This window comes from Desulfosporosinus nitroreducens, from assembly GCF_023897015.1.
GTDB classification, from domain to species: Bacteria; Bacillota; Desulfitobacteriia; order Desulfitobacteriales; family Desulfitobacteriaceae; genus Desulfosporosinus; species Desulfosporosinus nitroreducens.
Genome location: NZ_JAMHFY010000033.1, coordinates 16321 through 37862 on the forward strand (window position 1 = coordinate 16321; position 21542 = coordinate 37862).

Genomic DNA, 21542 nt, shown 5'->3' on the forward strand with positions numbered 1-21542 from the left:
TGCGGGCGTCCCTTATTAAGTTTCTTATTTATTCACTCAGCCATTCATCGCCTGCTTTTCGATAGTCAACAAGTTCCTCGGGTTTAAAGTAAAGGGCAATTTCGCGGTCAGCACTGGCAACCGAGTCTGAGCCGTGAATAACATTTCTGCTAATATCCATCCCATACATCCCTCGAATAGATCCCGGGTTTGAATTTGCAGGATTTGTTGCACCCATTAACTCACGAGCCAAAGCAACTACGTTTTTACCTTCCCAGACCATTGCTACGACCGGAGAGGACATAATGTAACCAACCGTCGGCTCAAAGAACCCTTTGCCCCTGTGTTCGGCATAATGCTCTTCCGCCAAGGCACGATCTACTTGAATTAACTTCATACCCGCAAGTTTGAAGCCCTTTTTCTCGAAACGATTAATTACCTCTCCGACTAATCCCCTCTGAACTGCATCCGGCTTGAGCATAATAAATGTACGTTCCATTCTTCCTTCTCTCCTCTACAATCGAAACTCTTTATAAACTATTGAATTTTATTTAACTCTTTTTCCATTATTTGACCAGGCAACTCAGTATCTTGCTTAGTTTTAGTTTCTGTAATGTCTAATGGACCTTCAACAGCCTTTTCTAGAGTAACGGTACCTTCGGCTTGTTTGACTGCCTCAGGATTAGGATCAAATTTAGCCATTAGTGCTGCGAAATCTTTGACATCAAGGGTTTCCTTCTCCATTAATGCTTCAGCTATGGCATGCAGTTTTTCAATATTTTGCTCAATCAGATCTTGAGCCTTCTGATAGCAGCCATCGATAATGCGCCGAGCCTCTTTATCAATAGAATATGCCACAGCATCACTGTAACTGCGATCTCGCGAAATATCTCTGCCTAGGAAGACTTGCTCTTCTTTGTGCCCAAAGGTTAGTGGACCTAATTCCTCGGACATTCCCAATTCAGTAATCATTTTTCGAATAATCCCCGTGGCCCGCTCTAAGTCATTAGATGCACCTGTACTAATTTCATGAAGTACCACCGCTTCAGAGACGCGTCCACCAAGTAACATAACTACTTGGTCCAGCAGTTGGGATTTAGTCATATAATTACGGTCTTCTTTCGGAAGAAGAAGGGTATAACCCCCTGCCCGTCCACGCGGGATAATGGAAACCTTGTGTAAGGGGTCCGTATGAGTGAGTAGCTCTCCTAACAAAGCGTGCCCTGCTTCATGATAGGAAACCAGTTTCCTCTCAAATGGACTTATTACGCGACTCTTCTTCTCGGGCCCTGCAATAACTCGTTCTATCGAATCTTCCACGGACTGCTGTTTAATTTGGGTTTCGCTGCGACGAGCAGAAAGAAGTGCAGCTTCATTTAACAGATTTGCTAAGTCTGCCCCAGTAAAGCCTGAGGTTTGACGAGCAATAACCTGAAGGTCAACATCCTCCTTCATCGGCTTACCTTTAGCATGGACTTTAAGGATCTCTTCACGTCCTCTGACATCCGGAACATCGACAATTACTTGCCGGTCAAAACGACCCGGACGCAAGAGTGCCGGATCAAGTACATCCGCTCTATTTGTAGCCGCAATGATGATAACTCCATCATTGCCATTAAATCCATCCATTTCTACAAGAAGCTGGTTAAGAGTCTGTTCCCGCTCATCATGTCCGCCGCCTAAGCCTGCTCCCCGTTGCCGTCCAACAGCATCAATCTCGTCAATAAATACAATGCAAGGAGCATTTTTCTTGGCCTGTTCAAACAAATCCCGAACTCGAGAAGCCCCAACCCCTACGAACATTTCCACAAAGTCTGAGCCGCTGATGCTAAAGAATGGCACACCTGCTTCTCCAGAGACAGCGCGAGCAAGTAAGGTCTTACCTGTTCCAGGAGGTCCGAACAGAAGTACACCAGTAGGGATCTTGGCCCCTAATTCATGAAACTTCTTCGGCATCTTCAAGAATTCAACCACTTCTTGAAGCTCCTCTTTAACCTCATCAGCACCTGCGACATCTGCAAATGTCACTTTTTTCTTATCTTCCCCAACCAGGCGTGCTTTACTTTTTCCGAATTGCATTACCCGGTTTCCACCGCCCTGGCTTTGCTGCATCATAAAGAAGAACAAACCAACGATGACAATAATAGGCAACATTGTGGTTAGCAGTCCGACCCACCACGGTGTCTTCGGAGGTTGTTCTATGCGCAAAGACGGAACATGAGCATATAAATCCGAGGTAAGTTGTGGGTCAGAGGCAAGTCCAATAACCTCGTGTTTTTCATCATCCTTCATGGTGACTGAATATTTAGTCGAATTGCTTTCAACAACAGCAACAACACTTTTAACTTGATCCTCTACTACCGCCTTTTTAAAAGCGTTATAATCTAAACCAATGTCTTTACTAACGGGAGGGGTCGACCACTTTATTAGCATTATCGCCATGAGAATTATTAGTATATAAATTGCCGCATTCTTAAAGACCTTCAAATATGGTCCTCCTCTCTAGTTAGGAAGCTGCTTCACCGAGAAGCAATTCTTCATATTATACCATGGGGTATTGCGTTTTACAATGAATTCAAATTAGAACACCCGCTCAGTGGTGTGAGAATACAATACATTTTTTCGTCATCATAATCGGCATAATACAGTCCGCTTTGGCGAACCCCGGGAATCCATAGAACCTCTGTCCCTATGGCGATCAAAGGCACGCTGTTTCTCTCTTTATCGTCTATTTTTGCTTCCTGAAAAACCTTTTTAAGAGGCTTATGTCCTACACCCTTAAACCACATTCTGTCCCCTTCCCGCCTTACACGACATACCAAGGATCGCTCAGAAATGCTTGTCAATAGGTCGCGGCTAAAAACCGCTATCTTGTTCTCACATCTATCACTATAATTTGGCGTGGAACGATTCCATTCTTTAAATAAGCCAACGGCCATTTTTAAGCCAGAAATTTCAGTCCATTGCCCCATGACTAAAAGTATCTCTGAGTTTAATCCCTGCTGTTCGCTTAAAGCATCCATTAATCCGTCGTTTTGTCTGCTATTAATATGCGAACGGCTAAACTGCAAACCTACTTCTGAGATCTTAACCCTCAAACCTGGCAAATCCTGAACCCAACCGAGCTTACCCTGATAGGACATAATCTTTGCAACATAGGCAAAACCCAGTCCACGGGGTTCTTGGGTGACCTGCATAGCCGCCTTACGCAACAGACGGGAAAGAATAGCAGCGGGCTCCTCAAAAACGTCAAGGCTTAAGCAGATAGTTCCCTCAGAATTTTTAAAGTGATACCGTTTCCAGGCGGCTTCCACCTGCTGGTCAAAATATTCTTCATCCCAACGCAAAAGTTCTCCTGTTCGTCCCAAGGCTTCCTGAATACGAGAATTGTAGCTCCTCTCCAATTCTGGTAACAACTCTAAGCGAATTCGATTGCGTACATAAACTGGTTCTTCATTTGAGCGATCAAGAGCATATGGAACTGCTTCACTCTCACAATAATGTAGGATATCTGCTTTTGTAAAGGTCAACAATGGACGAATAATTGAGCCTTTGCTAGGATACATTCCCGCTAAACCCGCTGTCCCGCTTCCTCTAAGCAACCTGAAAAGAATGGTCTCTGCTTGATCTCCCAGGTGATGAGCCGTGGCTAGAAGCGAGCACCCTTCCTTTGCCATATCCTCTTTCCAGCGAGAGTAGCGCCATTCTCGCGCAGCTTCTTGGAACGATTGACCCGTAGTTTTAGCGTATTGTTTAGCATCAAAACGGTGTATTAGACAAGGCACATTCCACTTCTTCGCCATCTTTCGAACTAAGTCTGCTTCTTCATCCGACTCTTTTCGAACCCCATGATGGACATGGGTTAATACTAGCGAAATCCCTCTGCCGCTCTCCTCTTGTACATACCTCCAAAGAATATGACTTAATGCCATTGAGTCGGGTCCTCCGGATACTGCAACCATAACTCTAGATTGAGAAGGAATTAGTTGGGGCAGTATGAATTTGCGCAATTTCTCGTACATCTTGCGCCCCCCTTTCAGATCGGTTGCAGGCTTTGTCCTTAGTTACACTGATGGCTGGCTATGACTCAAGCACAGATGTCCTAGATTAGAGCATGCCAGCGCATACATTATGTGTCGATAGTTATATCTTCCACTGAAAGAACTCGTTTCAAACCTGCCAACCCCAACTAGTTTATCACTTTATCCAAAAACAAACACTCCTTTTTGCTGGTTTGATTTGGCAGAATTGAAAAGACCCTGATTGCTCAGGGCCTAAACCTTATATTCCGTAATTAGTTTTAAATCATTTTAGAACAATCCGCTTACTTTACCCGTCTTGGTATCAACGTCAATTCTTCTGTAAGCGGGGTCTGAACTTGTACCAGGCATCAAACTGATTGTTCCAGCCATTGGGCAAAGGAATTTCGCTCCGCCATATACTAAGATATCACGGATCGGCAATCTCCAGCCTGTTGGCACACCTTTCAGAGTGGGATCATGGGACAAACTCAAATGGGTTTTAACCATCATGGTGGAGAAATCAGCATAATATGGATCTGATTCAAATCTCTTAGCCTTAGCTTCTGCCTCAGGTGACCAATCTACGCCGTCTGCCCCATAAACTTCTTTAGCGATAAGCTCAACGCGTTCACGCAACGGCATTTCCAAAGGATAGAGGCATTTGAATTGAGATTCTTCTGTGCAAGCATCCATAACAGTATCTGCTAATTCTAAAGCACCATCTCCACCGCTGAGCCAGTGATCAGAATGAGCACAACGAGCTCCTGCAGCCCTGACAATTTTCTTAATTAAGTCAATTTCTGCTTGGGTGTCTGTGTAGAAACCGTTAATGCAGACAACTGGAACAATTCCAGACTTTTTAATAATTCCAAGGTGGTGAAGCAGGTTAGCGCAACCCTTTTCAACCAGTTCGAGATTTTCTTGGGTGTACTCTTCAGGTAATGGACGACCCGGTACGACTGCAGGTCCGCCGCCATGCATTTTTAGAGCACGGATAGTTGCTACGAGAACGGAAACATCCGGTTTTAAACCGCCCAAACGAGCTTTAACATTCCAGAACTTCTCAAATCCGATATCTGCTGCGAATCCGCTTTCCGTAACATGATAATCAAACATTTTGAGACCAACCCGATCCGCAATAATGGATGATTGTCCAATAGCAATATTAGCGAAAGGACCAGCATGAACCATGACAGGTTGACCTTCAGCTGTGTAACAAATTGTTGGATTAATTGTGTTACGCATCCAAGCAGTCATTGCGCCATCGACTTCTAAGTCCTTTGATGTAACAGGTTGGCCGGTTTTACTATAGGCAACGATAATTTTGCCAATCCGCTCTCTGAGATCCGGGAGATCTTTAGCGACAGCCAAAATTGCCATCAACTCTGATCCAACAGCAATCCCAAATTTAGATGTCATTTGGAAGCCATCTTTTTTACCGCCAATACCAATGATAATATTTCTCAGGCCTTGAGCTGCATAATCGATTACCCAGCCCATTTCAACATTCTTAGGATCGATGTCCAAGCGTTTCAATCCGCGCTTAGCAAGCTCTTCATCCGTATAGTTTGCTTCATGCTGCATCCGAGCATTAAGGGCAACCATGCATAGATTATGGGCATTCATGATATCATTTATATCACCAGTGAGTCCTAGGGAAAACTCAGTCATAGGAATCAAGAGAGCATTCCCACCACCAGCAGCGGTACCCTTAATATTCATCGTTGGGCCGCCGGACGGTTGCCGAACTGCGCCACCAACGTTCTTGCCTCTCTTAGCAAGTCCTTCGATGAGACCCAGAGTCGTCGTAGTTTTTCCTTCACCGAGCGGCGTTGGAGTAATAGCTGTTACTTCAATATATTTGCCATCGGGTTTATCTCCAAGGCGCTCCATCATTTTCAGAAAGTCTACTTTTGGTGTTTTTCCGTATGGAATTATTTCTTCTTTTCTAAGTGACAACGTTTCGATTAATTGTTCCACAGTAGGCATGTTTTTTTCGGCCTCTTCGGCGATTTGCCAGTCCTTAAGTTTGGTTGCATCCCAAGCCATTTTTAATCCGCTCCCTCAATTCAATTTCTACTTTCCAGTAACTTAGATATGGAAAGCTTACCCGCACCATTAGTTAAACTATTATTAAAGCGTAGGTCCTATACCTTAATATTACTAATCAAACGTGATTAGTATATCCACAAACGTATTTTTAATATAAAAAACACCTCCGAGGTTAGTATTTCCTAAACTTAACTTTTTGGAATTTTCGGTTTAACAAACTCCCGGTGCTGGGCATTTTCAGATTTGATTACAATAGTTTGATTCGACACGCATTTCTGATATCCTTCTTCATACCTAATCTTTTCAGGCGAGTTTTCCCACATTTTAAAATTTTTGCACTCCTGAGTAACCCTAATTAAAACCAGCGCGGCATCTTAAGATCAATTATTGATTCCAAAAGTTTTTTCGAATGACCAAAACTATTCCATCATCATCTAAAGTCCCTCCGCTTAAACGGCGGGCTTCCTGTCCAATTAGATCTGCAATTTCTTGAGATTTGACTAAGGGCGTTTTCTCTAAATAGTCTTTGATCCAATCCGTTCCTTCCTTTAAAACATCTTGAACCCCATCCGTCAATAAAACCAAGGCTTCCCCGCTCTGCATTTCCAATTCAATAACAGGAGTGTCAATCTGGTTTAAAATTCCCGCAGGAAGGCTTGAAGATTCAATAACTTTTACTCCATCTTGACCGATTAAATAGGAGGGCGAGGCCCCCACTTTAATTAACTTTAAGTTAGTGGACTCTAAATCAAGAATTGCCATATCAATTGTAACGAAACTTTCTTCGGGAGAACGCAGTACCAAAATCGAATTCAGGGCTTGGATCGCGCCTTCAGGTTTGAACCCTGTTGTCAGGAGTTGCTCAAGAAGGGTTAATGCCGTCGCACTCATTTTGGCTGCATTTTCCCCAACACCCATACCATCACTTAAAACAAATGCATGTTCCTTTGTGGAATAAGCAATAGAAGCATAATTATCCCCGCTCATTCCATTTCCGGTTTTCGTAAATGTTGTTATCCCCACATCAAGAAAAAAGCGGCGGCGACGGGCTAAATTCGATGGTTTTACTACTTCCCAGTTATGCTGTGTATGAAGTTCCTTGGCTAGGTTTCCTATAACCTGCGAAACATTTAGAAATTGGCGAGACAATGCTTCTTGATTAAGAAGCAAGCGGCGACGCCATGTTTCTTGGTTCTTCTCTTGCTCAATGATAAACTGCACTCCCAATAGCATCTCTTTTAATCTCCCGCAATGACGTTTCCATTCGATGGGTAAGGCCTGTAACTTTACGTCTGTTTGCTTTTCGACCAATCCAAAAAGTTCAAAGAAAATATGGTATGTTTTATAAAACTCTCGGTTCCAACACACATCCATTGTTGGGCAAGAATGACATACACGCTCAACCAGAACATTCATTAATTCTGGAACTTCTGGACGCATCTCAAATGATTCTACCTCTGCGGCTTGATAACTTAAGGCTATTTGATCGAAAATCTCTGACAATGCTTTGACTTTGGAAACCGTGGTCTCAACCTCTGGAATTACCTTAGGTTTTAAGAAATCTTTTTCCGGGGTTGCTCCTGGCCATATTAAAAAGAGGAAAAGACCCGCTGTAGAGGAAATGAGCTGCGAATATATTGCCTCCTGCCGCAAAAAGACGGTAAGTATCAGCATCACCGAAATAAAAGCGGTCCCGATTCCCAGTTTACCTAACCGCCGAAAAGCCCCCGTGCAAAAACCGGCTAATCCGTATATTCCAGCATCTATGAGATTCTGAGTATTTACCGATAATTGAGGCATAAAACCAAGTAACGCTCCTACACCCGCAGCCGTCCCTGCTCCGTAACGTTCCGATACAAATAACGTAAAGAAACTCAATAGGACGATTGGGAAATTGATTCCCATAACCTGAACCCCTTGAAGACCGCTAATTACACCAATAAGGATGAAAAGCCAAGCAATCCCTTGTTCATTCTGGAACTCCCCACTCCAAATGGGCTCCTGATGACATAAAGCAAACCAAAAAATAATTGAGCATCCTCCAGAAATTATCCCCTGAAGTGCAACTATAAGAAAGGCATATAGATCAGGATTTGCGAAGCTAATAGAAAGAGAAGGAACTAGGGCTGTCATCAAAGTCGTTAAGGCAACTAAAAAAATCCCCTGATGCTTCTTTTTACGCAAAGAAGGCACAATCACCATTAAAGCGGCTAACATAGCCACACCCTGTAAAGTGAAAGATATGTCGTTCAATGAAATCATACCCATCAGAATACCCAGCAAACCAAAAGGAAACCCTTTTTCTCCTCTCAGTATCAAGGCTGCTCCGAACGCCACCCCAAAGGGATGTAACCCAAATATGCTTCCTCGCGCCAACACTCCCCCAAGTATCAAAGGAAGAAACGCACTTTCAATTGAAATTCTGCTTCGCAGACCTTGATCCAGTTTTAATGTTGCCCATTCTGCCATAATGTCACCTCTTAACCATTTATTGGAAACATTATAACGCAAATTATTGGCAAAGCTTGTCTAGTAAAGTCAATAAAGCACAGCAACTTTCGACGTTGTTCACAGTAAATCTCACTAAAATCTCGCGATAACACTATGTGCCTGATAAATATGCCAGCATTTTTATTTTTTGTAATAAAAAAACCGCCTTTCCGGCGGTTATGTTCTAGTATCTGCTTGATCCTCTGCCTCCACGTTTAGAGTCTGTGGCCCGACGGAATTCAGTCTGACGTTCATCACTGTCTTTTATAAACTTAGCCAATTTATCCTCAAAGGACACTGTTGGCGGAAGACGGCGTTCACGACTCACATTGCGAACAGGGGGATTTGCTTGTTTAATCGAGAGTCCAATTTTTCCCTTTTCATCAACGTGAATGACCTTAACTTTTACATGATCTTGTTCCTTTAAGTAATCTCGAACGTCCTTGACATAGGCATCAGCGACTTCCGAGATATGTACAAGTCCGGTGATTCTATCCGGTAATTCAATAAATGCCCCAAAGTTCGTGATCCCTGTTACGACACCTTCAACAATACTGCCAACGTCAATGGCCATACGAAGCAAACTCCTCCTTGTGATGATCTATCTATACTTACTCTATATTATATGCAGTACATTTCATGCCTGTCAAGGTTAAGTAGACTAATGTGGCGTACTAATTCTTGGGAGAAATGAGAATTTCGCCTTGTTTCACAAGACCTAGCTGTTCTCGGGCTAACTGTTCGATGTAACTTGGTGTATTTAACCGAGTAATCTCATCATTAAGAATCTTTTCCCGTTGAAGTAATTTGGTCTTTTCTTGATTCAATTGAGCTAGTTGATCCTCAACCCGAGTTCGGAGTTTCCATATCTGCCAAGCTGAGCTCCCAACTATCGCCATAAACACCACCAAAATAAGAATAGAACTGCGACGAATTCGGACCCTTTGGCGATTTTTTGGGTTACTCTTCAGACGAGCCCTCTTCATCCAATTCCTCTCCTCCTATACCAAGTTCCCCGCCCGGAATGATACAGACAATTTCATATCCTTTACTTCTTGCGCGGGTTAATAGAGTCGCGACCGAACTCTGACTGAGATGAAGCCGTTTTGCGATGTCTTCCAGCGACTTTCCACTTTCCTTGAGAATCACTGCTTGGCGTTCCCGAAAACTAAGTTTTTCCAAGCCTCGAATTTCTAGTTGCACTGTGGCACGCCCTTGCTTAAAAGTTATCCACAAATTGTGGATAGATTGTGGACAGATCACCTACAATCTGTTTACAAACCGTTTACAAACCAACGGGTAATTCCATTATAGCACTCAGCATTAAGGAATCAAGACCTCTGGGAAATTTTAACCATTTGTTCTTGGTGGCAGAAGCCCCTTCCACCAATCTCTGAGCCTTCTTTTAATACGTCTGGCTCGCTTAAAAAGAATAACTTCTCCAATTCTATAAAGAAGCAAACTCAACCAGTGCAATATCGCATAAGGGGGTCTCATTATGATTACCAAACCCCTAATTGGAATCTTGATGCTTCTGTGAATAAGTTTAGCAAGAAAGGATATCAGTCTGTAGAATCCGAAACAAGCACGTAACGTAAAATAACTAAATATTTTCAGATACAGCCCTAAGCCCAGCAGGCTTCCCCAAATAATGTAAAAGCGAAAGTCTAGCGCGTTAGCTCTTTCAAAAAAGTAAAAAAGAATCACTATGGAAATTAAAGAAAAAATCACATCCCCTATAAAGGTTAAAATTTGTCCAAAGTCTTGCCAGCGACGAAAAGAACGATAAAAGTCAAAAACCAAACCGACGGTTGCTCCAGCAAGGATTACCCAAAAGAAAGTCTCGAATTCTGAGATTGTTCTTCCTCCTCTCTTTCTTCATTCTTCAAGCTATGGAGGAATCGTTCGCTTTTTAACGAAACACACGGTTCAAAAATCCTCGACGCGCAGCATTGCTCGAACTTCGATGATAAATTAAAGCACCAACTGATCCTTGAAGATCCACTAAACCTTCCTCAAGATTGAGCAATTTAATGCCTAACTGATCCCCTTTGACACTCAATATCCCAAGTTCTGTTTCCAGAACAATTTCCTTGGGGTCAAAGGACTGAACTTTTAGGATCCCTGTCAATTCAATAAGTTCACGATTCTGCATGACAAGGCGATGTCCCTTGGCAACTTTATCGACCATGCCCCATCCCCCTAACTCTTTTTCTTCATATAACCCTATTCAGCCGGCCTGTACTTTAGACATCTTGGGAGTTAGTTTCTTAGAGCGCACTTAGAGTTCGTACCGATTTCAGTCGAAACCGGCTCTCTAAGCTTAGTTCCTCCCCTGGACAGGGTAATCCTTAACAGTTCGTGAGTTAGGGTCACTGAGGCATTGTTTGCGCCTCTTACGTAATGATACTGAGCTGAAGTGTAATCCGGAAAATGTGCACGATCCTCACTTAATTTTGGTGAAACCCAGGAATATATAGAAAAGACAGAGTCTTTTACTTAAGACTCTGTCTTTCGTTCATCTCGAATCAATTCGTAGAGTGTCTGCGCTTCGTTAGCTTTTATACTGTTCGGAGTCGATAACACTTGGACTTCAATCAAACGATTTGCAAACTCCAGAGTGATACGGTCCCCTGGCTTGACATCTGCCGAGGGTTTAGAGACTTTTCCGTTAATTGAAATTTTTTCTCCCACACAAACATCTTTAGCAACCGTTCGACGCTTAATGAGTCGAGATACTTTTAAATATTTATCAATTCGCATACCAACCCCGCCTTAAAAACTTAAATAGTTTAACTTTCACGGATATACAAAGTCAGGTTCCAGAAATGGAACCTGACTTTATCACCAGTCCGAAGACTCATTTTTGTACCGCGTCCTTGAGAGCTTTACCTGCCTTGAAGCCGGGTACCTTAGCCGCAGGAATTTGGATTTCTTCCTTCGTTTGTGGGTTTCTTCCAGTCCGTGCTGCACGATCTTTAACTTCGAATGTCCCAAAACCAACTAGTTGGACTTTTTCACTTTGTGCCAACGATTCCTCGATCACTTCAAAAACAGCTTTTACTGCTTTTTCAGCATCCTTCTTGGACATGTCGGCCTTCTCCGCAACTGCGCTAACTAATTCAGCCTTATTCAAAATGAGTCCCTCCTAAATAACTGATCTACTACGTAAATTATATTTCGCGATAAATAACCAATCTCCTGCTTTTTTTAGATTATATTACACCTTATTGCCACTTTTTTCTTGAGATTTTGCTTTTTCCCAAAAAATATCCATTTCATCAAGGGAAAGTTGCTCAAAATCTACATCATTTTTCTCGCTTAATTCAACCATTTTTAGGAAACGTTTCTGAAACTTATGTATAGTGTCCCTTAAAACCTCTTCAGTATCAAGCTTTAAAAATCTAGAGAGATTAACGATGGAGAACAATAAATCACCTAGTTCTTCCCGGATCCCAATCCCATCAGTTAAAGCACTTTCCAGCTCTTGTAATTCCTCTTTAACCTTACCCCAAGGCCCCTCGATATCTGACCAGTCAAACCCTGTCTTGGCAACTCTGCGTTGAGTTGACGCGGCCCACATGAGTGACGGCAACCCCTTGGGATCATTAAAGAAGTCTCTTCTCTTATCGCTCTCCTTCTCTTTCAGCTTAATTCTATCCCAAGTAAGGATGACATCATCTGCAGTTTCAGCCTGCTCTTCGCCGAAAACATGGGGATGCCTGCGAATCATTTTTTGAATAACCCCGCGCAATACATCTTGAACTTCAAAAATACTGGCCTCAGTAGCGATCTGAGCATGAAAAACTACTTGCAATAATAAGTCTCCCAACTCTTCACACAAATTATACATATCTTTTTTTTCGATTGCTTCAAGAACTTCATAGCTTTCTTCAATCAGATATTGCTTTAACGTATCATGTGTTTGTTCTCTATCCCATGCACACCCTCCTTCTGCACGCAAGGTCCTCATAACTTTGACCAACTTATAAAAAGAGATGACCTCTGAGTTAGGAGGCAAAACAATCGTCGTTAAATGATCGAAGTCTCTATGGTCCATCTCGTAAAGCGGAAGCTTGTCCACGTGTTCTAATTTAGTTCCCAAAGCCTGGACTACATATACCCATGCATCATCTGGATAGGCATTCATAAGATCTAATTTGACCTCTGAGGCGATTAACTTATTATAAACTTGAGGAATAACAAGCCATTCCCGCCCTGTTAGTTCAACATCTTTGAGGGCATCATAGTTTCGTATTGACACTCCATCGATAGGGTCGAACTTCAAGACTCTGAAAATCTCATCCACAAAGCTCATCGCTGGATGAATCACAACGTTATATTCTGGAGCAAGTCTTTCCGCAATAAGTTGTACTGTCCTTTCTGCAACCATGGGATGACCCGGTACTGTATAGATGACCTCAGCCCTCTTTTTTAATTCGTTACGCAATTGCTCTGTGATCTTTTCATATACCGCCTCAAAGGATGTTTCTGCAGCATAGATTTCATCAAATGATTCGACACTTACACCCTCAGCCATTAATTCTTGAACGCAAGGATGCTGGGCTGTGCGCGCAAAGATTTTCTTTGCACTGCATATACGCCGATAGTTTCCAAGGGTTAGCTGCTCTAGGCCGGCAGGACCTAACCCAATTACATGAAGACACGCAGACATTTAGGTATCACCTCCTAAAATAGTTTACCACAAACTGCCTAACGGGCATAGAAAGGAAGAGTGGCTGGAACATGCGGGTCTAACCGCCACAAGAAAACTCGACAAGCGCCAAGGTCTTAAGGACAGGAGACGTCTTAATTGTACGTATGCGCTGGCCATGACTCGAACAGGACATTAGAGATTAGAGTATCGCGGTGGATGGCAAGGTGCCCGGGTATAAAAAATAAAGCGGCAGGACCGCTTTATTATGTATTGCTTTGCTAATGCTTATTGTTCCATCTGCTTTGCTAAGAAACCTGCGGCAGTTTCAACTAACTTGACCTCCAATTCACCCATCTTCATGTTTAAATCTTTGGACATTAGGATCACCGCACCTATTGGATCTCCTTGTGAAATAATCGGTGCAACAACTTCACTGGTAACCTTACAATCTTCATCCTCATTTTCAGGGCAACTTTTACAGGAGGTATGTTCTCCTGCAACGCCTATTTGAATAGTTTTTCTTTCGTCCATAGCTTGTTCAATAGCTGGTCCTATCGCTTTATTTAGATACTCTTTCTTTGACGCACCAGCGACTGCAATGATCGTATCTCTGTCTGCGATACAAGTAATATGCCCAGTAGATTCGAATAAAGAATCAGCATATTCCTTAGCAAACTCTCCCAATTCACGGATAGGAGAATATTTCTTTAATATTACTTCCCCTTCCCGATCTACAAAAATCTCTAACGGATCTCCTTCTCGAATACGAAGAGTCCGACGAATTTCTTTTGGAATAACGACACGACCGAGGTCATCAATTCTTCTTACTATACCTGTTGCTTTCATAGACGTACATTCCTCCTTTTGTCGTTCCCGAAAACATATTTCGTCTTGTCCTTTTGCGAGCTAAATTCAATGATAGTATATATCTAGAGATTGCCAATTATTCATTATTTTCCAAGGTAAAATATAAGAAGGCATTTTCTAAATGCCTTCTTACGCTCGTTTTATTAACTTTCTGGCTTATATCCTTGAGAATACTCTATTTTTGCATTTTTACGAAGGTCGTCAAAATACGTCTGAAACTTGGTGTCTTTTGCCTGATTTAATGCGTCTTGCCCCACTTGATCTTTCACCTTCGCGAAGTCTGGTGATGAAGCCTGTGTGTGAGCTTCAACCTTGATAACATGATAACCAAATTCTGTTTTTACAGGAGCTGACGAAAAGGTACCCACTTCTTGAGCAAAGGCTGCAGTTTCAAATTCAGGAACCATTTTCCCTTTAGTAAACGTTCCCAGATCTCCGCCAGACTCATTTGCCCCGGGCTCAATGGACTTTTCTTTCGCAAGTTGTTCGAAATTAACTCCCGTGCTAAGTTGCGCTATAATTGCCTTAGCCTCATCTTCAGTTTTAACCAAAATATGCCGTGCTTTTACACTTTCGGGCTGACTGTAATACGAAATATTTTGATCATAAAAATTCTTTATATCTTCATCGCTTACCTTGACGTCACTGGTGACCTTCTCATATACTGCCAAAAAATTCCTTAATTCAGGTTCTGTCATACCCTGCTGTACCAGTGTATCTTGAAATGTTGTTTCATCGCCCATATTCTTTTTAATAATATCTTCTTGCTCTTTTACTTTGGCATCCTCTGGATCAAGTCCAAGCTTCTTAACCTCTTGAGCAATCAGTTCCCCTTCTATCATACGATCTAATAATTGGTTTTTGATTTGAGGCAATGCTTGCTTTCCTTGATCAGTGTCAAATTTCATACCTTGTTTTTCATAAATTTTTTGTGCTTCAGTAACGCGGGCATCATAATCTTTTACTAAGATCGAACTTTCGTTAACTTTAACAGCCCATTTACCGCCAACCAGCGAAGAGCACCCCGTGGTCACAAACATCAACGCCAGGACTCCATAAATTAACCCCACGCGGGACTTTTTCAATATAGACACACCCTTTCAATTAGACATGGGAATAGTATATCAAGGAGTTGTCCTTGAAGCAATGTCGCAAAATGTCGAAAGCACCCTGTAGACAGCCTTAATAGCCACTTCTTGGTCAAGCGTACGGATACGAACCTTGCACTCTAGATTTCCATTTTGCATAGTTCTAAACGACAATGGATAGGGGGAAGCTGAAGCCGCAGACATCAAATGTTCTCCCGTTAGGAAATTGATATTTGCCAAGAAACGAAGGCTGACATTTTGTTTGGCTTGTTGAATTTGTTCGATTTTCAACGAACTTGCCAGTAATTTTATTCGAATAATTTCAATCAGATGCTCAACTTCACGTGGAGGGGTTCCAAAACGATCCAACAGTTCATCCACCATCTCACTGAGTTGATCCTCATTTCGCACCATAGCCAGCCTTTGGTATAAGGATGCCTTGGTTTGATTATCCGCAACGTAGGTATCCGGCAAGAAGGCATCAATTTGAAGCTCAATGCTCGGCTCGATAATCTCTTCGAGCTTTTCTCCACGGAGTTCTTGGACCGCTTCCTTGAGCATCTGACTATACATTTCAAATCCTACTGCAGATAAATGCCCATGCTGCTGAGCGCCAATTAAGTTCCCTGCACCACGAATCTCTAAATCACGCATGGCAATTTTGAATCCCGCTCCAAACTCTGTAAATTCTCGTATTGCCGCCAGACGTTTTTCTGCAATTTCCGTGAGAACCTTTTGAGGTTTATACAAAAGATACGTATACGCTTTACGATTGGAACGCCCGACGCGCCCTCGCAGTTGATAGAGTTGGGACAACCCGAAACGATCAGCTTCATCGATAATCAGAGTATTGGCGTTGGGCATATCAAGGCCAGTTTCGATAATAGTGGTGGAGACCAAAACATCCATCTCGTGTTCTAAAAAATCAAGCATAACCCGTTCCAATTCTCTCTCACGCATTTGTCCGTGGGCAACCCCGAACCTCGCTTCAGGAACTAATTGACTCAAGAAATTAGTAACCTTGTCCATGTCCTCAACTCGATTATGAACATAGAACACTTGACCTCCGCGTTGGATCTCACGCCGTATTGCCTCACGTACCACATCGGCTCTAAATTCAGTAACGTACGTTTGCACAGGATAACGACCTTCGGGCGGGGTCTCAATGACACTCATATCCCTAACGCCCACGAGCGACATATGTAAAGTTCTCGGGATCGGAGTTGCAGACAATGTCAGTACATCCACATTCCCCTTTAACGTTTTTAACTTTTCCTTATGCGCAACCCCAAAACGTTGCTCCTCGTCGATTACCAATAAGCCTAAATCACTAAATTTAACTACTTCTGAGAGAATGCGATGCGTCCCAACAATAACATCAATTCGCCCTTCCTTCAGGCCCTGAATTATTTCCTTTTGCTCTTTCTGAGAACGGAAACGACTCAGCATTTCGATGGTAATCGGATACCCGATAAAACGTTCTTTGAAGGTATTAAAATGTTGCTGAGCCAAAATAGTTGTAGGAACAAGTACCGCGACTTGCTTGCTGTCCATCACAGCTTTAAAGGCTGCCCGAAGGGCAACTTCGGTTTTACCGTACCCCACATCTCCACAGAGTAACCGATCCATGGGACGTGAGCGCATCATATCTTTCTTCACATCTTCAATACTCTGAATTTGATCCGGGGTTTCAACATAAGGAAACTTCTCCTCAAATTCAGTTTGCCAGACATTATCTTGAGAAAAAGCAAAACCTTGGACGGCCTCCCTTTGAGCATATAACTTTACCAAATCAATAGCCATTTCCTTGACAGCACTTCGCGTTTTCCGCTTTACTTTATACCACTCAGAGCCCCCGAGTTTATAAAGCTTAGGCAGGGTTTCCCCAGCACTCCCTAAATACTTCTGCAGGAGATGCAACTGATCTAAAGGAACATAGAGTCGGTCTTCCCCGGCATAGCGAATTCCAAAATAGTCTTTAGCTATACCGCCCACTTCCAGCCGCTCTATGCCAGTAAATTGACCGATTCCATGATGGACATGCACCACAAAGTCCCCGGGTTTAAGATCCGCAATAAATATATTCTTTTGGGCAGGAGCACTAGGCTTCTTGCCAATCGCCTTACTCTCTCGTTTATAGATTTCTGTCTCGGTAAGAATAACTAGTTTGCCGAGCGGCAACTCAAATCCTTGATCAAGCGAAAATGGATAGATATAAACATTTCCTTCCTCAATCGGATCCAGAAGTTCCTTACGAGATGCTGTCACTCCACGATCCTTTAAGCCCTGAATTAATCGTTCAACATGATCTTCATCCCCGACAAATAATGCTACCACATTTCCGGCATCCTTACGATGTACAATCTCATCAACCAATTTACTTGTTTTTCCCATGAAACCCGTTAACGGTCGAGCGTTAAGGTTAAATATCCTCTTCGGAGAAAGCCCAGGAGCCTGCCTCAACAGAGTTGAAAGCCCAATCAAGGGGTGATGGTCACCATGCTTTAATAACTCCTCGTAGACAATAAATTGCGACTCGGGATGAACAACTCCTTCACCGTTTTCCAATTGCTGCGTAAATTCAAGTAAGCGTTCATTGGCCTGAAACTCTAATTGTTCCTTTAAACGAAGCGGCTCATCTAAAACCACAAAATGGTCGTCAGTAAGATATGAGAAAAATGGAACGAGCGGGGTATTTACTAAGCTTAAGAAGGGATAAACATTTTCGTCTAAAATACCCTGCTCAAGTCGTTCCACTAGTAAATCAACTTTATTTTGTAATCGTTCAGCAGCTTCTTTTCGCCCTGAACGCTGAAGACGGCCTGTTGTTTTACGAGCTTCCGCCCGAATTGCAAAGCGCAATTCTCCAAGTTCTTCCTTAGTTACGATATATTCCATAGCAGGAGACACCAAGACCTTATTCTGGGAACTCGTTGATTTCTGCGTTCCCAAATCAAAGGTTCGAATGGAATCAACTTCATCATCGAAAAACTCAATCCGCACCGCTTCCCCATCCAAGGGGGCAATGTCCAAGATCCCTCCTCTTAAGGCAAACTGACCTTGCCCTTCAACCGTCTCGATCCGTTCGTACCCTCCAGTAGTTAATAAAGACAGCACTTCGGACAAGTTATATTTTTGCCCTATTTCAAAGGTAAGTGTAAAATTTTTCCATCTATCGACTGAAAATAACCGTCGTTCTACGGCGAGAACAGAGGCGACCACAGTACACTTCCGATCGTGAGCCAGCTGATTTAAAACACGAATCCTTTCTGCGGTTGTTTCTCTGCTTTTGCCCAATATTTCAAATGGGAGCCATTCCGTTGTCGGCAGATGCAGAATGGTTTGATCAGTACACCAAGTACGCAAATCATTGGCCCACTTTTGAGCCTGCTCCTCCGAATAAGTTAAGATCAACCCTGGTTTAGACTTTTGGAAAAGCTGAGCGACAAAGGCTGCCTTTTGGCTTCCCGTTAAATCATAAATCATTTGGGGCCACTCTCCATGGCTTAAGGACTGATTAATCTCCTTAATATCGAGCCCCCGACGAAGATAACTGTGAATAGTATTCAAAATGTCCATCCTTTCGGGTAATTGAAAAAGATGAACGTCCGTACGGACCCCCATTCGCCTGCCCCCTAAAGCCAAAATAAGGGTCACAGCGGCGTTCATCGATATTGATCCCGTCTAGTCATTGCTTGCCATCTTAAAGACCAATGCCAAGCCTTCCCTTAATGATATACGTTACAAGGCTCTGTTTTCATGTCATTAAGACAATCTGTACAAAGCGCGTATGCCACGTTTCCAATAATATCCATTATAGGATCCGAGTTATTGCTGGTCAAGTCATCTAACTCAATCTCTCCAATAATTCGATCACAAGTATGGCAGACTTTAAATATTTTCATCCTGTAATCACCTCCCTTTGCTAGTAGAATTACCCCTAGCACAGGAGGTTATACTCAACCTAACGATGGTATAAGTTCATAGCCCGCTCAGATTCCCCTTTAATCCATAAATAGCTCGCCTTTTCCGCACGCCCTAATACATCATCTAACAAAGCAAATTCATCTTCCACGAAGGGAGCGAGCACGTAGCGTGCCGGGTCCCACTCTTTTGGCGGACGACCTATCCCCAACTTCAGCCGCCATAATTTTTCCGATCCTAATTCCGCTTGAATGGATTTGATTCCGTTATGTCCACCTGCACTTCCCTGATCACGCAGACGGATTTTGCCAAGCGGCAAATCCATATCATCTTGAACTATTAATACATCTTCTTGAGCGATTTTATAGAAATGAATAAGCTCACTTACCGAACGGCCGCTCAAATTCATAAATGTTTGAGGCTTTAAAAGAAATAGCCGTTCCCCCTCAATAGTCCCCTCTGCCAATGATCCCTGAAACTTTGCACGAAATTGCAACTTATGAACTTCTGCCAGCAAATTAACCAGCAAGAAACCAATATTATGGCGCGTCTCTTCATATTGAGAACCGGGGTTTCCAAGACCAACAATAACCTTCATTCTAATCACCTCCAAAGCATATTCATTCGATGCAATGAATACATTCTTTAAGAATAGAAAACGGATCAAGACTAAATAAAGGGGGTGAACTATGAAACCCAGCCGTAAATTCTTATCATTACCTATCATTTCCCTTCAGGAAGGGCAACAACTAGGGTATGTAAAAAGCCTGATTCTAAATGCTGGTACAAAGTCCCTTGCTGCAATCGTCGTAGACCCTAAAGGCTTTTTTAAGGATCAGCGCATTATCCCCTATTCTAAAGTTGTTAGCGTCGGCGATGACGCAATTACCATTAACAAGGAATCTCATGTTGAAAAGACCTCCAGCTTACCTGAATTGTTAGATTTGGTCAAAGAAAAACTGACCATCATCGGAACAAAAATGGTCACGGAAACAGGAAAAACCCTTGGAACTGCCGACGAATACTACGTCGATCCAAGCACCGGAAAAATAACTCAAATCGAAATCTCAGGTGGTAAACTCGAAGGATTTCTAAATGGTAAGGCATGGATTTCAGCAGAATACATTACGACGATCGGCCATGATGTTATTGTAATCCAAAAAGGAAGCGAAAATGCACTAACCGTGTCTGACAAAGGACTCAGTGATTCATTTAAAAATCTGATTCACACAACATCTAACCTGGCCTCAGAAACAACTCACACCATCAGTAATTACTTTAAGAAAGAAAGAGTCAAACCTCAACCCGCTCCAGAGAAGGCTGCCATCATCTTTCCTGAAACCGAAGTTATCTCACCAACTGAACAGACTGTTTCAGAAATACCTACAACTAAAGACCCCCTGGGGTGACACCCCGGGGGCCTTTTTTACACTAATCAGAAACGTGACTCTCTGGAAGCATAAGTCCTTGACTGCAAGGACACTCGGCCATCCGATGGGCTTGGGGCCAGCAAGTTCTCTTTAGCTGAAAAGTTTGCTCACCGAAAGATCCTCATGAATGCGAACAATAGCCTCACCTAAGAGTGGAGCGACGGATAATACTTTAATCTGAGGAATTACTTTCTCTTGGGTTAAGGGAATTGTATTTGTCACAACGAGCTCCCGAATAACGGAATTAGCTAAACGTTCGACAGCGGGCCCGGATAATACCGGGTGAGTACAACAGGCATATACTTCCTTCGCGCCTCGATCAACAAGAGCTTGGGCCCCTTGGGTAATAGTTCCTGCTGTATCGATTATGTCGTCAATCATAATCACGGTTTTGCCCTTCAGCTCGCCAATGACATGCATTATTTCGGAAACATTGGCTTCCGGTCTCCGCTTATCAATAATAGCAAGCGTAGCGCCAATTCGTTCAGCTAGGTCTCTAGCTCGTGTAACCCCACCTAAATCCGGAGAAACAACACAAATGTTTTCCAGACCTTTTTCTCTAAAATATTCTGCCAGAATTGGGACACCAGGCAAGTGATCAAGCGGGATATCAAAAAATCCTTGGATTGCTGGAGCGTGTAAGTCCATAGTTACCACACGATCCGCTCCCGCGGTTGTAATTAGATTTGCCATTAGCTTTGCCGTGATGGGATCACGAGCTCTGGTCTTGCGCTCTTGACGAGCATAACCGTAATAGGGCATCACTGCCGTAATACGACGCGCTGAAGCCCTGCGAATAGCATCAATCATAATTAATAATTCCATGATGTTATCATTCGTTGGATGGCAGGTAGGTTGAACAACATAAATATCCGCCCCCCGAACGCTTTCATCTATGGCAAGACAAGTCTCTCCGTCTTGAAAACGTTTAATCTTTGCTTCACCTAGCGGTACTCCTAAATAGTCTACAATTTCTTGTGCCAATGGACGATTAGCATTCCCACAAAAAATTTTAAATTCTTTTGCTGCCATG

The 21542-nt window shown here is 42.9% G+C and carries 20 protein-coding genes; 1 reads left to right on the plus strand and 19 read right to left on the minus strand.

Annotation, left to right across the window (positions count from 1 at the left end; all coding sequences use genetic code 11):
- Positions 1 to 28: 28 nt before the first annotated feature.
- The 18 genes from ndk to pth all read right to left on the minus strand — a co-directional run bounded on the left by ndk (position 29) and on the right by pth (position 19677).
- Complete coding sequence (ndk, locus tag M8E35_RS23035; protein ID WP_073026874.1) at positions 29 to 478, minus strand: nucleoside-diphosphate kinase; 450 nt, start codon at positions 476 to 478, stop codon at positions 29 to 31.
- A gap of 38 nt (positions 479 to 516) precedes the next feature.
- Complete coding sequence (gene ftsH / locus M8E35_RS23040; protein WP_289710987.1) at positions 517 to 2466, minus strand: ATP-dependent zinc metalloprotease FtsH; 1950 nt, start codon at positions 2464 to 2466, stop codon at positions 517 to 519.
- Between the two features lie 77 nt (positions 2467 to 2543).
- Positions 2544 to 4001 carry a tRNA lysidine(34) synthetase TilS gene (gene tilS, locus M8E35_RS23045; RefSeq protein WP_252472988.1) on the minus strand — a complete coding sequence of 486 codons (1458 nt, stop codon included), beginning with the start codon at positions 3999 to 4001 and terminating at the stop codon, positions 2544 to 2546.
- 288 nt (positions 4002 to 4289) lie between these two features.
- Positions 4290 to 6050, minus strand: a complete 1761-nt coding sequence (locus M8E35_RS23050) for a formate--tetrahydrofolate ligase (protein ID WP_252472990.1) — start codon at positions 6048 to 6050, stop codon at positions 4290 to 4292.
- Positions 6051 to 6437: 387 nt separating this feature from the next.
- The gene (locus M8E35_RS23055) at positions 6438 to 8522 is read right to left on the minus strand and encodes a SpoIIE family protein phosphatase (RefSeq protein WP_252472992.1); all 2085 of its coding nucleotides are present in this window, start codon (positions 8520 to 8522) and stop codon (positions 6438 to 6440) included.
- A 205-nt stretch (positions 8523 to 8727) separates the two neighbouring features.
- Entirely contained in the window at positions 8728 to 9117 is a 390-nt protein-coding gene (locus M8E35_RS23060; protein WP_073026884.1) for a S1 RNA-binding domain-containing protein, read from the minus strand.
- 100 nt (positions 9118 to 9217) lie between these two features.
- Positions 9218 to 9529 (minus strand): FtsB family cell division protein, encoded by a 312-nt coding sequence (locus M8E35_RS23065; protein ID WP_252472994.1) that lies wholly within the window; start codon positions 9527 to 9529, stop codon positions 9218 to 9220.
- Positions 9504 to 9746: a sigma factor-like helix-turn-helix DNA-binding protein gene (locus tag M8E35_RS23070; protein ID WP_073026887.1), complete on the minus strand. Its 243-nt coding sequence runs from the start codon at positions 9744 to 9746 to the stop codon at positions 9504 to 9506. The genes M8E35_RS23065 and M8E35_RS23070 overlap by 26 nt, the downstream gene beginning before the upstream one ends.
- Positions 9747 to 9893: 147 nt before the next feature.
- Positions 9894 to 10400 (minus strand): spore cortex biosynthesis protein YabQ, encoded by a 507-nt coding sequence (yabQ, locus tag M8E35_RS27065; RefSeq protein ID WP_366946834.1) that lies wholly within the window; start codon positions 10398 to 10400, stop codon positions 9894 to 9896.
- A 55-nt stretch (positions 10401 to 10455) separates the two neighbouring features.
- Complete coding sequence (yabP, locus tag M8E35_RS23080; protein ID WP_073026889.1) at positions 10456 to 10734, minus strand: sporulation protein YabP; 279 nt, start codon at positions 10732 to 10734, stop codon at positions 10456 to 10458.
- Between the two features lie 308 nt (positions 10735 to 11042).
- Positions 11043 to 11306 (minus strand): RNA-binding S4 domain-containing protein, encoded by a 264-nt coding sequence (locus tag M8E35_RS23085; protein WP_252472999.1) that lies wholly within the window; start codon positions 11304 to 11306, stop codon positions 11043 to 11045.
- A 97-nt stretch (positions 11307 to 11403) separates the two neighbouring features.
- Positions 11404 to 11679, minus strand: a complete 276-nt coding sequence (gene hbs, locus M8E35_RS23090) for a non-specific DNA-binding protein Hbs (RefSeq protein ID WP_045574054.1) — start codon at positions 11677 to 11679, stop codon at positions 11404 to 11406.
- 84 nt (positions 11680 to 11763) lie between these two features.
- The gene (yabN, locus tag M8E35_RS23095; protein WP_252473001.1) at positions 11764 to 13218 is read right to left on the minus strand and encodes a bifunctional methyltransferase/pyrophosphohydrolase YabN; all 1455 of its coding nucleotides are present in this window, start codon (positions 13216 to 13218) and stop codon (positions 11764 to 11766) included.
- A gap of 267 nt (positions 13219 to 13485) precedes the next feature.
- Entirely contained in the window at positions 13486 to 14046 is a 561-nt protein-coding gene (gene spoVT / locus M8E35_RS23100) for a stage V sporulation protein T (protein WP_252473004.1), read from the minus strand.
- Positions 14047 to 14210: 164 nt separating this feature from the next.
- Entirely contained in the window at positions 14211 to 15152 is a 942-nt protein-coding gene (locus M8E35_RS23105) for a peptidylprolyl isomerase (protein ID WP_309446500.1), read from the minus strand.
- Positions 15153 to 15191: 39 nt separating this feature from the next.
- Positions 15192 to 18779, minus strand: a complete 3588-nt coding sequence (mfd, locus tag M8E35_RS23110; RefSeq protein WP_252473007.1) for a transcription-repair coupling factor — start codon at positions 18777 to 18779, stop codon at positions 15192 to 15194.
- A 104-nt stretch (positions 18780 to 18883) separates the two neighbouring features.
- The gene (locus M8E35_RS23115) at positions 18884 to 19060 is read right to left on the minus strand and encodes a hypothetical protein (RefSeq protein WP_252473010.1); all 177 of its coding nucleotides are present in this window, start codon (positions 19058 to 19060) and stop codon (positions 18884 to 18886) included.
- 59 nt (positions 19061 to 19119) lie between these two features.
- Positions 19120 to 19677, minus strand: coding sequence for an aminoacyl-tRNA hydrolase (gene pth / locus M8E35_RS23120; protein ID WP_252473012.1), 558 nt, complete (start codon positions 19675 to 19677; stop codon positions 19120 to 19122).
- 91 nt (positions 19678 to 19768) lie between these two features.
- On the opposite strand from pth, the gene M8E35_RS23125 reads away from it, so the two are divergent.
- Positions 19769 to 20488 (plus strand): PRC-barrel domain-containing protein, encoded by a 720-nt coding sequence (locus M8E35_RS23125; RefSeq protein WP_252473014.1) that lies wholly within the window; start codon positions 19769 to 19771, stop codon positions 20486 to 20488.
- 111 nt (positions 20489 to 20599) lie between these two features.
- Here the strand turns inward: M8E35_RS23125 and M8E35_RS23130 are convergent, their stop codons facing one another.
- Positions 20600 to 21541 (minus strand): ribose-phosphate diphosphokinase, encoded by a 942-nt coding sequence (locus M8E35_RS23130; protein WP_073026897.1) that lies wholly within the window; start codon positions 21539 to 21541, stop codon positions 20600 to 20602.
- Position 21542: the final 1 nt, after the last annotated feature.

What these genes read in the sequence shown, in the direction of transcription:
- M8E35_RS23130 (WP_073026897.1), bottom strand. Translation starts at nt 21,541, where the DNA reads ATGGCAGCAAAAGAATTTAAAATTTTTTGTGGGAATGCTAATCGTCCA.
- spoVT (WP_252473004.1), bottom strand. Translation starts at nt 14,046, where the DNA reads ATGAAAGCAACAGGTATAGTAAGAAGAATTGATGACCTCGGTCGTGTC.
- M8E35_RS23060 (WP_073026884.1), bottom strand. Translation starts at nt 9,117, where the DNA reads ATGGCCATTGACGTTGGCAGTATTGTTGAAGGTGTCGTAACAGGGATC.
- ndk (WP_073026874.1), bottom strand. Translation starts at nt 478, where the DNA reads ATGGAACGTACATTTATTATGCTCAAGCCGGATGCAGTTCAGAGGGGA.
- M8E35_RS23085 (WP_252472999.1), bottom strand. Translation starts at nt 11,306, where the DNA reads ATGCGAATTGATAAATATTTAAAAGTATCTCGACTCATTAAGCGTCGA.
- yabP (WP_073026889.1), bottom strand. Translation starts at nt 10,734, where the DNA reads ATGGTCGATAAAGTTGCCAAGGGACATCGCCTTGTCATGCAGAATCGT.
- M8E35_RS23055 (WP_252472992.1), bottom strand. Translation starts at nt 8,522, where the DNA reads ATGGCAGAATGGGCAACATTAAAACTGGATCAAGGTCTGCGAAGCAGA.
- M8E35_RS23065 (WP_252472994.1), bottom strand. Translation starts at nt 9,529, where the DNA reads ATGAAGAGGGCTCGTCTGAAGAGTAACCCAAAAAATCGCCAAAGGGTC.
- M8E35_RS23050 (WP_252472990.1), bottom strand. Translation starts at nt 6,050, where the DNA reads ATGGCTTGGGATGCAACCAAACTTAAGGACTGGCAAATCGCCGAAGAG.
- tilS (WP_252472988.1), bottom strand. Translation starts at nt 4,001, where the DNA reads ATGTACGAGAAATTGCGCAAATTCATACTGCCCCAACTAATTCCTTCT.
- yabN (WP_252473001.1), bottom strand. Translation starts at nt 13,218, where the DNA reads ATGTCTGCGTGTCTTCATGTAATTGGGTTAGGTCCTGCCGGCCTAGAG.
- pth (WP_252473012.1), bottom strand. Translation starts at nt 19,677, where the DNA reads ATGAAGGTTATTGTTGGTCTTGGAAACCCCGGTTCTCAATATGAAGAG.
- mfd (WP_252473007.1), bottom strand. Translation starts at nt 18,779, where the DNA reads ATGGGGGTCCGTACGGACGTTCATCTTTTTCAATTACCCGAAAGGATG.
- M8E35_RS23115 (WP_252473010.1), bottom strand. Translation starts at nt 19,060, where the DNA reads ATGAAAATATTTAAAGTCTGCCATACTTGTGATCGAATTATTGGAGAG.
- M8E35_RS23125 (WP_252473014.1), top strand. Translation starts at nt 19,769, where the DNA reads ATGAAACCCAGCCGTAAATTCTTATCATTACCTATCATTTCCCTTCAG.